The 11,056-nt window shown below is 62.9% G+C and carries 12 protein-coding genes; 10 read left to right on the forward strand and 2 right to left on the reverse strand.

Annotated features, from left to right (window positions below; translation table 11 throughout):
- Positions 1–51 precede the first annotated feature (51 nt).
- The 10 genes from ASD31_RS16710 to doeB all read left to right on the forward strand — a co-directional run bounded on the left by ASD31_RS16710 (position 52) and on the right by doeB (position 9,838).
- Positions 52–1,437, forward strand: a complete 1,386-nt coding sequence (locus ASD31_RS16710; RefSeq protein ID WP_056336158.1) for a PLP-dependent aminotransferase family protein — start codon at positions 52–54, stop codon at positions 1,435–1,437.
- Positions 1,438–1,556: 119 nt separating this feature from the next.
- Complete coding sequence (gene ehuA / locus ASD31_RS16715; RefSeq protein WP_056336161.1) at positions 1,557–2,342, forward strand: ectoine/hydroxyectoine ABC transporter ATP-binding protein EhuA; 786 nt, start codon at positions 1,557–1,559, stop codon at positions 2,340–2,342.
- Between the two features lie 61 nt (positions 2,343–2,403).
- Complete coding sequence (gene ehuB, locus ASD31_RS16720) at positions 2,404–3,258, forward strand: ectoine/hydroxyectoine ABC transporter substrate-binding protein EhuB (RefSeq protein ID WP_056336164.1); 855 nt, start codon at positions 2,404–2,406, stop codon at positions 3,256–3,258.
- 252 nt (positions 3,259–3,510) lie between these two features.
- Entirely contained in the window at positions 3,511–4,170 is a 660-nt protein-coding gene (ehuC, locus tag ASD31_RS16725) for an ectoine/hydroxyectoine ABC transporter permease subunit EhuC (RefSeq protein WP_056336167.1), read from the forward strand.
- A gap of 2 nt (positions 4,171–4,172) precedes the next feature.
- Entirely contained in the window at positions 4,173–4,835 is a 663-nt protein-coding gene (gene ehuD / locus ASD31_RS16730; protein ID WP_056336170.1) for an ectoine/hydroxyectoine ABC transporter permease subunit EhuD, read from the forward strand.
- Positions 4,832–5,605 carry an ectoine utilization protein EutA gene (gene eutA / locus ASD31_RS16735; RefSeq protein ID WP_056336173.1) on the forward strand — a complete coding sequence of 258 codons (774 nt, stop codon included), beginning with the start codon at positions 4,832–4,834 and terminating at the stop codon, positions 5,603–5,605. Before ehuD ends, eutA begins: the two co-directional genes overlap by 4 nt.
- Positions 5,606–5,609: 4 nt before the next feature.
- Positions 5,610–6,614 (forward strand): hydroxyectoine utilization dehydratase EutB, encoded by a 1,005-nt coding sequence (gene eutB, locus ASD31_RS16740; RefSeq protein WP_056336176.1) that lies wholly within the window; start codon positions 5,610–5,612, stop codon positions 6,612–6,614.
- On the forward strand, positions 6,611–7,600 hold the full coding sequence (gene eutC, locus ASD31_RS16745) for an ectoine utilization protein EutC (RefSeq protein ID WP_056336179.1): 990 nt from the start codon (positions 6,611–6,613) through the stop codon (positions 7,598–7,600). The genes eutB and eutC overlap by 4 nt, the downstream gene beginning before the upstream one ends.
- A gap of 32 nt (positions 7,601–7,632) precedes the next feature.
- Positions 7,633–8,826, forward strand: coding sequence for an ectoine hydrolase DoeA (gene doeA, locus ASD31_RS16750; protein ID WP_056336182.1), 1,194 nt, complete (start codon positions 7,633–7,635; stop codon positions 8,824–8,826).
- A gap of 7 nt (positions 8,827–8,833) precedes the next feature.
- Positions 8,834–9,838, forward strand: a complete 1,005-nt coding sequence (gene doeB / locus ASD31_RS16755) for a N(2)-acetyl-L-2,4-diaminobutanoate deacetylase DoeB (protein ID WP_056336185.1) — start codon at positions 8,834–8,836, stop codon at positions 9,836–9,838.
- A gap of 54 nt (positions 9,839–9,892) precedes the next feature.
- On the opposite strand, the gene ASD31_RS16760 is transcribed toward doeB, so the two are convergent.
- Both ASD31_RS16760 and ASD31_RS16765 read right to left on the reverse strand, forming a co-directional pair.
- Positions 9,893–10,396: a pyridoxamine 5'-phosphate oxidase family protein gene (locus ASD31_RS16760; protein WP_056336187.1), complete on the reverse strand. Its 504-nt coding sequence runs from the start codon at positions 10,394–10,396 to the stop codon at positions 9,893–9,895.
- Between the two features lie 33 nt (positions 10,397–10,429).
- A complete protein-coding gene (locus ASD31_RS16765; protein ID WP_056336190.1) occupies positions 10,430–10,990 on the reverse strand; it encodes a DJ-1/PfpI/YhbO family deglycase/protease in 561 nt (186 codons plus the stop codon).
- Between the last annotated feature and the right edge of the window lie 66 nt (positions 10,991–11,056).

Genomic DNA, 11,056 nt, shown 5'->3' on the forward strand with positions numbered 1-11,056 from the left:
GAATGCAATTTCCGGATTGTCAATTGACATGAATTTAATCACTGTCAAATCATGACAAACTGGCGCCCCGATCCATTACAACTCCGCCGCCCGGCCTATCTGTCGCTTGCCGAGCAGATCGCTCGCGCCATACAGGAGGGCAAGCTGACGAGCGGCATGCAACTGCCGACGCACCGCAAGCTTGCCGACGACCTCAAACTGTCGATCCAGACCGTCAGCCGTGCCTATGACGAACTGATCCGCCGCGGCCTGGTGACCGGCGAGATCGGGCGCGGCAGCTTCGTCCAGACCCACGCCAAGGAGCCGGAGCCGCCCTATCTCCCGGAGCGGCTTGGCGAACTTATCGACTTGTCGATCCTGAAACCCGTCTGCGAGCAGCTCCATCTGGAGCAGATGCGCGAAGCCTTTGGCTGGCTTTCGGAAAACCTGCCATCGAGCTCTGCCCTTTCGTTCCGGCCGAACATGGTCTTCCCCCGGCACCGGGCCGTGGCGACCGAATGGCTGGCCCAGTGCGGGCTCGATGTCTCGCCGCTCAACGTCAACCTGACAAACGGCGCAACCTCCGGCATGACGGTGGCGCTGATGAGCGTCGCGCCGCCCGGATCGACGGTGGCGGCAGAGGCGATCAGCCATCATACGCTGGTGCCGCTCTCCACCTATCTCGGCATTCACCTCGAAGGCCTGCCGATCGACGAGAACGGCATGATTCCCGAGGCGCTCGACGATGCCTGCCGCAAGGGGCCGATCCGCGCCGTCTTCCTGCAGCCATCGGTGGTCAATCCGCGGGCGGCGCTGATGAGCGCGGAACGCAGGCAGGCGCTGGCGGCGGTCGCTGCAAAGCACGATATCGCCATCATCGAAAACGATATCCTCGGCCCCCTGGTGGAAAACCGGCCGCCGCCGGTGGCAGCCTTTGCGCCCGAGCGCACGCTCTATGTCACCAGTTTCACCAAGATCACCGTGCCTGGCCTGCGCATCGGCTATCTGGTCGCCCCCGACCGCTATGTCGCCGCCGTCGCCAACCGTCATCTGGTTTCCAACTGGATGGCAACGCCGGCGATCGCCGAAATCGCCACGCGCTGGGTAAGCAACGGCACGGCGATGGAACTGGTCGATTGGCAGCGCCGGGCGCTTTCGCTGCGCCATGAGATCGCCGCCGAAATGCTGGGCGGGCTTGCCTATCACGCCCACCCCCAGAGCCTGCATGTCTGGCTGCCGCTGTCCGGCCAGCATCGGGAGGAGGGTTTCGTGGCGCAGGCGCGCCTGCGCGGGGTGGCGATTGCGCCCGGCACCTCGTTTCGCACTGCCGACCAGGGATGGGCGCCCGCCGTGCGCATTTCGCTCGGCTCCACATCGGAAGCCGAACTGCGCGCCGGACTCGGCATCGTCGCCTCACTGGCGCAGGGAAATCCTGAAGCTCTGCTGCTGGCGATTTGAGGAATGCATGGTTTTTGGGCAACGTCAGAATAATTGTCATGATATTATTTAGGTAATTGACATGATTTACATGAGTGGTCATCGTTAGGCATCACCGGTCTCAACACGGAGAGACATGCATGCCTTCGCCTATCATCCGGATCGATACCATTACCAAGGCCTATGGGCCGCTGACGGTGCTCGACGGATTGTCGATGGAGGTCATGCCGGGCGAGAAGCTGGCGCTGATCGGCCCCTCCGGCTCAGGCAAGACGACGATCCTGCGCATTCTGATGACGCTGGAAAAGATCAATGGCGGCCATATCGAGGTCGAGGGCCAGCAGCTCTATCATATGGAGAAGGCCGGCGGCCTGGTTGACGCCGACGAGCGGCATCTGCAGAAGATGCGCGAGAAGATCGGCATGGTCTTCCAGCATTTCAATCTCTTCCCGCACAAATGCGTGCTCGACAACATCACGCTCGCGCCGATGCTGACCAAGGGTGTCGCCCGGGCCGTCGCCGAGAAGCGGGCGATGGAGCTTCTCGAGATGGTCGGCATGGCCGACAAGGCCAAGAGCATGCCCGCGCAATTGTCCGGCGGGCAGAAGCAGCGCGTCGCGATTGCCCGTGCGCTGGCGCTTTCGCCGAAGATCATGCTGTTCGACGAAGTCACCTCGGCGCTCGATCCGGAACTGGTCGAGGAGGTGCTGAACGTCATGCGCAAGCTGGCGGCGGAAACCGACATGACCATGCTGCTCGTCACCCATGAAATGGGCTTCGCGCATGATTTCGCCGACCGGGTGCTGTTCTTCGATCGGGGCAAGATCGTCGAGCAGGGCAAGCCGGACGATATTTTCCGCAATCCCAAGCAGGAGCGCACGCAGGCTTTCCTGCGCAAGATCATTGCGGCAGGGCACCGCGTCTGATCGCCCCGGCGAGCGGACAATGCCTCCCATAAAAACGGAAAAATCCAGAGGAGATGGAACGATGAAACTGAAGCATTTGATGATGATGACCGCAGCCGCCTCGGCATTGATGGCGCTTTCGACGGCAGCGCCGGCTTTCGCCGACGATGCGAAGCTGGAAGAATTGAAGGCGCAGGGCTTTGCCCGCATCGCCATTGCCAACGAACCGCCCTTCACCGCCGTCGGTGCCGACGGCAAGGTTTCGGGTGCGGCGCCGGATGTAGCCCGCGAAGTCTTCAAGCGCCTCGGCGTGGCGGATGTCGTTGCCTCGATCTCCGAATATGGCGCGATGATCCCGGGCCTGCAGGCCGGCCGCCATGACGCCGTCACCGCCGGCCTGTTCATGAAGCCGGAGCGCTGCGCCGCGGTTGCCTATTCCGAGCCGGTCCTTTGCGATGCCGAAGCGATGCTGGTCAAGAAGGGCAATCCGAAGGGCTTCAAGAGCTATGCAGACGTTGCCAAGGACCAGTCCGCCACGATCGGCGCGCCGGGTGGCGGCACGGAAGAGAAGCTGGCGCTCGAAGCCGGCGTACCGCGCGAGCGTGTCATCGTCGTGCCGGATGGCCAGAGCGGTCTGAAGATGCTGCAGGATGGTCGCATCGACGCCTATTCGCTGCCGGTGCTGTCCATCAACGACCTGGTCAAGAAGGCCAATGACCCGAATCTCGAGGTCATCGCGCCGGTCCAGGGTGCTCCGGTCTATTGCGACGGTGCCGCCTTCAAGAAGGGCGACGAGGCGCTGCGCGATGCCTTCGACGTCGAACTGGCCAAGCTGAAGGAATCGGGTGAATTCGCCAAGATTATCGAGCCCTACGGCTTCTCGGCCGCCGCCGCCATGTCGACGACCCGCGACAAGCTCTGCGCGGCTGCGCAGTAAAACGAGATGCGGGCGGAGGGTTTGCCTTCTGCCCGCGTTCGATTGACGGAGATCCATCATTCTTCTCCGTCATTCCTGTGCCTGTCACAGGAATCCAGCGGCACAAGTCTTTGGGCAAAGAGTCTTTTGACCCGACGGACGTCGGGTCGCTGGATCCCCGCCACAAGGGCGAGGATGACGGTGAGGAGTGGATGCCTGTGCACATCATCGAACTGTGGCGAATGCTGAACCGGCAAGGATAGAGAAGGCACGATGATCGACTGGTCCGGCTATATAGCGCTCATCCTCGACGGCGCATGGGTGACGATCAAGCTCACCATCATGGGCTCGGCGCTGGCGCTGGTCGTGGCCTTTGCCGCCGGTCTCGGTCGCATGTCGCGCTTTTTCGCGGTGCGGACGCTGGCGACCGTCTATATTGAGTTCTTCCGCGGCACATCGATCTTCGTCCAGTTGTTCTGGGTCTATTTCGTGCTGCCCTTTGCCGGCATCACGCTGACGCCGTTGCAGGCCGGGGTGCTGGCGCTCGGGCTGAATGTCGGTGCCTATGGTGCCGAGGTGGTGCGCGGCGCGGTGCGGGCCATCGGCCGCGAGCAGCACGAGGCCTGCGTCGCGCTCAATCTCGGCCGCTATCACCGGATGCGGTACATCATCCTGCCGCAGGCGCTGCCGCTGATGCTGCCGACCTTCGGCAACAATGCGATCGAGCTTTTGAAAGGCACGGCCGTGGTCTCGCTGATCTCGCTCTCCGACATGACCTTCCAGGCGCAGGTCGTGCGGGCCCAGACCGGCAATACGCTGGTTCCCTTCGCCACTATCCTGGTTCTCTATTTCGCCATGGCCTGGGCGATATCCGCCGGCGTCCGCTGGCTCGAGCGCCGGGCGACGCGCGGTCTTGATGGTGTGAGGGTCTGATCATGGAATGGGATTGGGCATTCGTCTGGCAGATCATGCCGACCCTTCTCGAAGGGCTGAAGATCACCATCATCGCCACGGTTCTGGGCGCGATCGTCGCCGCGGTCTTCGGCATGGTGCTGGCCATCGCCAGGCGTTCTTCCAACCGGCTCGTTTCGCGCAGCGTGGGTTTCGCCGCCGATTTCATCCGCGGCACGCCGCTGCTGGTGCAGCTTTATTTCATCTTCTATGTGCTGCCCGATATCGGCATCCGCCTGTCGCCGTTGACCGCCGGCGTGATCGGGCTCGGCATCCATTACGGCACCTATGCGGCGGAGGTCTATCGCGCCGGCATCGACAATGTCCCGCGCGGACAATGGGAAGCGGCGCGCGCCGCCAATCTCAGCATGCGGCAATCCTGGATCCATGTGGTCCTGCCGCAGGCCATTCCGCCGATGATCCCGGCGCTCGCCAATTATTTCATCGCCATGTTCAAGGAAACGCCGCTGCTTTCGGCAATCACCGTGCTGGAACTGATGAACCAGGCGAAAAGCATCGCCAACAGCAATTATCGCTATATCGAGCCGATCACCATGGTCGGCGTGTTCTTCCTCGTCATCAGCCTGATTTCCGTCGTGGCGCTTCGCTGGCTGGAAGAGCGTTATGCCCGGGTGGACGAGCGATGACCGTGACGATCGACACCGCCTCCCGCGCGCCGCGCCTCGACGACCGGCCGCTTGAAAAGCGCATCGGCCTGATCATCCTTTCGACCGACCACACGACCGAAGTCGATTTCCAGCGCATGGTGGCAAGCGGGCGGATCGGCGTCTATGTCACCCGCATCCCCTATGCCAATCCGGTGACGCCGGAGAACCTCAGGAAGATGCAGCCGTCGCTGACGGCAGCGGCGGCGCTCATCCTGCCCGACGAGCTGCTCGATGTGGTGATGTATTCCTGCACCTCGGCATCGGTCGTCATCGGCGACCAGCAGATCGAGGCGGCGGTCCAGGCCGCAAAACCGGGCGTGCCCGTCGTCACGCCGACGGCGGCGGCGGTCAAGGGCTTGCGGACACTCGGTGCGAAGCGGATTTCGGTTTTGACGCCCTATACCGTGGAGACCAGCCGGCCGATGGCCGAGTATTTCGAGCGGCTCGGTTTTACGATCGATCGTTTCACCTGCCTCGGCCTCACCGACGACCGTGAAATGGCGCGGATTTCGCATGAGGAGATCATCGGCTTTGCCGGGCAAGCCATGGCGCCGGAATCGGACGCGCTGTTCATCTCCTGCACCGCCGTGCGCGCAGCCGAAGTCGTTGCGCGGATCGAGCAGGCGATCGGCAAGCCGGTGGTGAGCAGCAATCTGGCCACCGCCTGGGCCTGCCTCAGGCTCTGCGGCGAGAGGGCGGCGCGTCCTGAACTGGGCATGCTGATGACCCGGCCCTATCCGGAAGGCTGATGGCATGGGCAGGCAATCGATACATATTTTCCTTGATGATATTCGCGCCGCGTCCGCCCGCATTGCCGGGCGTGTCCTGAAGACGCCGATGGTGCAATCGCCCGTGCTCAGCCAGTTGGCCGGCGTTCCGGTTTACCTGAAGCTCGAACATCACCAGACGACCGGCAGCTTCAAACTGCGCGGTGCCACCAATGCCGTCCTGTCCCTGAGCCCGCAGGAGCGAGCGCGTGGCGTCGTCGCGGCCTCCACCGGCAATCACGGCCGGGCACTGGCGCATGCGGCGAAAGCGGAGGGGGCTCTCGCCACCATCTGCATGTCGCGGCTGGTGCCGGACAACAAGGTTTCGGAAATCCGCCGGCTCGGTGCCGATGTGCGGATCGTCGGGCGCTCGCAGGACGAAGCGCAGGAAGAGGTCGACCGGCTGGTTGCCGCAAAGGGCATGGCCATGGTGCCGCCCTTCGACCATCCGGCCGTGATTGCCGGACAGGGTACGCTCGGGCTGGAGATCATGGAGCAATTGCCGGAGGCCGGAACCGTGCTCGTGCCCCTGTCGGGTGGCGGTCTGGCAGCCGGCGTTGCCGCCGCCGTCAAGGGATTGCGCCCAAAAACGAAAGTGATCGGCCTGACGATGGAGCGGGGGGCGGCGATGAAGGCGAGCCTCGATGCCGGCCGTCCGGTGCAGGTCGAGGAACTGCCGAGCCTTGCCGATTCGCTTGGTGGCGGCATCGGGCTCGATAACCGGTTGACCTTTGCCATGTGCCGCGACCTGCTCGACGAGGTCGTCCTGCTTTCCGAAGAAGAGATCGCTGGCGGCATGCGCCATGCCTATGCCGTGGAGCGCGAGATCGTAGAAGGTGCCGCTGCCGTGGGCATGGCCGCCCTGCTTTTCGACCGCATCCGACTGCCAGGACCGGTCGTCGTCATCCTGTCCGGCCGCAATGTCGATATGGAATTGCACCGCCGGATCATCAACGGCGCCGTGTCCCTCACCACGGAGGAAGCCGCATGAGCCGGATGATCATTCTCACCGAAGCCGAGTTGAGAGCCGTCGTAGGACTGGACCGTGAGATCGTCGATTGCATCGAGGACGCGTTTCATGCATTGGCGACGAAGGCCGTCGCCATGCCGCCGATCCTGCGGCTGGATATTCCAGAACATCGCGGCGAAGTCGATGTGAAGACCGCCTATGTGCCGGGGCTTGACGGTTTCGCCATCAAGATCAGCCCCGGCTTCTTCGACAATCCGAAGATCGGCCTGCCGAGCACCAATGGCATGATGGTGCTGCTTTCGGCAAAAACCGGTCTCGTCCAGGCGCTGCTGCTCGACAATGGCTACCTTACGGATATCCGCACGGCCGCCGCCGGCGCGGTCGCGGCCAAGCATTTGTCGCGCGAGGATTCAAGCGTGGCGGCGATCTTCGGCGGGGGCATGCAGGCGCGGCTGCAATTGCAGGCCCTGACGCTGGTGCGGCCGATCCGTGAAGCGCGGATCTGGGCGCGGGATGGTGCAAAGGCGCGGCTGGTCGCGGCCGAGCTTGCGGCAGCGCTCGGTATTCTGGTCGTCGCCCATGCGGACGCGAAACAGGCCGTCACCGGTGCCGATATCATCGTCACCACCACGCCCTCGGACATCCCGATCCTGAAGGATGAGTGGCTGCAGCCCGGCCAGCACATCACGGCCATGGGTTCGGATGCCGAGCACAAGAACGAGATCGAGCCGGCCACCGTCGTCAACGGCTACTACGTGGCCGACAGCGTCGGGCAGACGCGTCGCCTCGGCGAATTGCACCACGCGATCGCCGCCGGCCTCGCAGAGGCCGAGGTGGATTTCCCCGAACTCGGGCAGATCGTCGCCGGGCAGAGGCCAGGGCGCACCGACGCAGACCAGATCACCATCGCGGACCTCACCGGAACCGGTATCCAGGACACCGCCATCGCAACGCTTGCCTTTGCGCGTGCCGGTTCGGCAGGCGCGGGCACCGCATTTGAAAGTTGAGACCGGCATTTGCCGGAGAATGAGGGAGTGACATGACCCAACCGAATCTCAAATTCTCCTTGGGGGAATATGAAGCGCGCCTGAAAAAGACGCGGCAAGCCATGGAGAAGAAAGGCGTCGATCTTTTGATCGTCAGCGATCCCTCCAACATGGCCTGGCTCACCGGCTATGACGGCTGGTCCTTCTATGTGCACCAGGCGGTCATCGTGCCGCCGACCGGCGAGCCGATCTGGTATGGCCGCGGGCAGGACGCCAACGGCGCAAAACTCACCGCCTATCTGAAGCACGAGAACATCATCGGCTATCCGGACCACTACGTGCAGTCGACCGAGCGGCATCCGATGGACTATCTCGCCGCCAAGCTTGCCGAGCGCGGTCTCGACAAGCTGACGATCGGCGTCGAGATGGACAATTACTGGTTCTCTGCCGCCGCCTTTGCAGCGCTGATGAAACATCTGCCGAACGCGCGCTTCGTCGACGTCACCGCGCTGGTCAACTGGCAGCGCGCGGTGAAAAGCGAGACCGAGATCAAATATATGCGCAATGCCGCCCGCATCGTCGAGGGCATGCACCAGCGCATCTTCGACACGATCGAAGTGGGCATGCGCAAATGCGACCTAGTCGCGGAAATCTACGACGCCGGCATTCGCGGCACGGACGGGCCGGATGGCAAGATCGGCGGTGATTATCCGGCGATCGTTCCGCTCCTGCCATCCGGCGTCGATGCCTCCGCACCGCATCTGACCTGGGACGACCGGCCGATGAAGCGCGGCGAAGGCACCTTCTTCGAAATCGCCGGCTGCTACAACCGCTATCACGTGCCCTTGTCGCGCACCGTCTTTCTCGGCAAGCCGACGCAGGAATTCCTCGATGCCGAGAAGGCGACGCTGGAAGGCATGGACGCCGGTCTTGCCGCCGCCAAGCCCGGCAATACCTGCGAGGATATCGCCAACGGCTTCTTCGGCGTCCTGAAGAAATACGGCATCGTCAAGGATAACCGCACCGGCTACGGCATCGGTATCTCCTATCCGCCGGACTGGGGCGAGCGCACGATGAGCCTGCGTCCCGGCGACCGCACCGAGTTGAAGCCCGGCATGACTTTCCATTTCATGACCGGCCTCTGGCTCGAGACCATGGGCCTGGAGATCACCGAAAGCATCCTGATCACCGAGACCGGGGTCGAATGCCTGGCCAATGTGCCGCGCAAGCTGTTCGTCAAGGATTGATACCCAGATGAGCGAGACCGCCTTGCGCCCTTCACCTATTTCGCCCACGGTCGATTTTTCGGCCGAGGGCATCCAGCACGGTTTCCTGAGGCTGCCCCACAGCCGCGACGATTCCGCCTGGGGCTCGGTGATGATTCCGATCACCGTCATCAAGAACGGCGAGGGGCCGACGGCCCTCCTGACCGGCGGCAATCATGGCGATGAATATGAAGGGCCGATCGCGCTGTTCGATCTCGCCCGGACATTGAAACTCCAAGACGTATCGGGCCGCGTCATCATCGTGCCGGCCATGAACTATCCGGCCTTTGTTGCCGGAACGCGCACCTCGCCGATCGACAAGGGCAATCTCAACCGCAGCTTTCCGGGGCGGCCGGACGGCACGGTGACGCCGAAGATCGCCGATTATTTCCAGCGCGAGCTGTTACCGCTCGCCGATATCGTGCTCGATTTCCATTCGGGCGGCAAGACACTGGATTTCCTGCCCTTCTGTGCTGCCCATATCCTGCCCGACAAGGCGCAGGAGCAGAAAAGCTTCGATCTGGTCGAGGCTTTTTCGGCGCCCTATTCGATGAAGATGCTCGAGATCGATGCGGTCGGCATGTACGACACGGCGGCCGAGGAGATGGGAAAGGTCTTCGTCACCACCGAACTTGGCGGCGGCGGCACCGCGACGGCGAAAAGTGCGGGGATCGCCAAGCGAGGCGTCCTCAACCTTTTGCGCCGAGCCGGGATCGTCGCGGGGGAGGCGGAGGTCGTGCCGACCCAATGGCTGGACATGCCGGATGGTGATTGCTTCTCATTCGCCGAGGATGCCGGGCTGATCGAGCCGCTGGTGGATATGGGCGAGGAAGTGGTCAAGGGCCAGATCTTGGCGCGCATCTATCCGCTCGGGCGCACCGGAGCCGCGCCGTTGGAGGTCAGCGCCCGGATGGACGGCATTCTCTGCGCCCGGCATTTCCCGGGCCTGGTGAAAGCCGGCGATTGCGTCGCCGTGCTGGCTGTCGTTCTTTAGGGTATCGTGAACAGCAGGCCTCGCCAGTGTTTCGGCGAGGCCTGCAAGAGACGATCAGTGCGGTAGGGAAATATGGGTGTGTACGCCCAGGTCCGGCTCCTTGCCGGTCAGGTTGGCCTTGGCCATTTCCCAGCCGAAGCGCAGCGTGCTGTCGGTCGATGCCCAGATGGCGACATCATCGAGCCGGAGCCGGAGCATCGTCAGCGACGGGTCGTCCTTGCCGCCCTCGAACCAGGCGGAGACCATCGGCGACCAGAATTTTTCGATATGTTCGCGCGACTTGACCTCGTCGATCGTGCCGGACAGGCAGGCGTGGTAGTCATGGTCCTTGCCGATAATGCAGAAATGCGCCCGGTCGCCGGTCCGCACCGCCTTGACCAGATCGCTGTCGTCCTTCGTATAAAACCAGATGCTGTTGCTTTCCTTTTCAACGAAAGGTGCCATCGGCTGCATGTGCTGCCCGGATTCCTGCACCCCCAGCATGCCGGCATGAACGCCGTCCATGACGTCCCAGAGCTGCTGGAGCGGATCGTTTTTCGTCTTGGAGAGATCGACCATAATTCTTCCTTTCACGGGTGTTGAGAATTGTTGTCAGGCGGCGCGGCGCTCGTGCCGGCCTTCCTCGATTTCCTCTACGGTCTTGTTGACGAAGACGCCGAGATCGCCCGGGTTGCGGGAGGTGACGATGCCCTTGTCGGTGACCACCGGCTCATCCGACCAGATGGCGCCGGCGTTGATCATGTCGGTCTTGATCGAGCCATAGGAGGTCATCTTGCGGCCACGCACGGCATCGGCCTCGATCAGCAGCCAGGGCGCATGGCAGATGGCGGCGATCACCTTGCCGGAGGCGACGAAGTCGCGCACGACCCGCATCGCCTCGTCGTTGGCGCGCAATATATCCGGGTTCATTTGGCCGCCGGGCAGGACCAGCGCATCGAAATCCTCAATCCGGACATCCCCGGCGAGAAGATCGATATCGACCGTGTCGCCCCAGTCCTTTTTGTCCCAGCTCTTGATCGGGTCCTTCTTGATGGAGGCGATCTTGACGTCCGCGCCGCGTTTCGGGAATTCCTCCAGCGGCACGCGGAGTTCCGACCGCTCGTAACCATGGGTCGCCAGGATGAGTATTTTCGCTTTGTCTATGAAAGGCATTGTGCCCGTTCCTTTCGAATTTCCAGGAGAGGGTTCGGGCATACAACGGGCATGTGCGGCAATCGT

Source organism: Rhizobium sp. Root482 (assembly GCF_001426565.1).
Classification (GTDB): domain Bacteria; phylum Pseudomonadota; class Alphaproteobacteria; order Rhizobiales; family Rhizobiaceae; genus Pararhizobium.

Bases quoted from the DNA above. Each gene is read 5' to 3' on its own strand.
- ASD31_RS16710 (WP_056336158.1), top strand. From the start codon at position 52: ATGACAAACTGGCGCCCCGATCCATTACAACTCCGCCGCCCGGCCTAT.
- ehuA (WP_056336161.1), top strand. From the start codon at position 1,557: ATGCCTTCGCCTATCATCCGGATCGATACCATTACCAAGGCCTATGGG.
- ehuB (WP_056336164.1), top strand. From the start codon at position 2,404: ATGAAACTGAAGCATTTGATGATGATGACCGCAGCCGCCTCGGCATTG.
- ehuC (WP_056336167.1), top strand. From the start codon at position 3,511: ATGATCGACTGGTCCGGCTATATAGCGCTCATCCTCGACGGCGCATGG.
- ehuD (WP_056336170.1), top strand. From the start codon at position 4,173: ATGGAATGGGATTGGGCATTCGTCTGGCAGATCATGCCGACCCTTCTC.
- eutA (WP_056336173.1), top strand. From the start codon at position 4,832: ATGACCGTGACGATCGACACCGCCTCCCGCGCGCCGCGCCTCGACGAC.
- eutB (WP_056336176.1), top strand. From the start codon at position 5,610: ATGGGCAGGCAATCGATACATATTTTCCTTGATGATATTCGCGCCGCG.
- eutC (WP_056336179.1), top strand. From the start codon at position 6,611: ATGAGCCGGATGATCATTCTCACCGAAGCCGAGTTGAGAGCCGTCGTA.
- doeA (WP_056336182.1), top strand. From the start codon at position 7,633: ATGACCCAACCGAATCTCAAATTCTCCTTGGGGGAATATGAAGCGCGC.
- doeB (WP_056336185.1), top strand. From the start codon at position 8,834: ATGAGCGAGACCGCCTTGCGCCCTTCACCTATTTCGCCCACGGTCGAT.
- ASD31_RS16760 (WP_056336187.1), bottom strand. From the start codon at position 10,396: ATGGTCGATCTCTCCAAGACGAAAAACGATCCGCTCCAGCAGCTCTGG.
- ASD31_RS16765 (WP_056336190.1), bottom strand. From the start codon at position 10,990: ATGCCTTTCATAGACAAAGCGAAAATACTCATCCTGGCGACCCATGGT.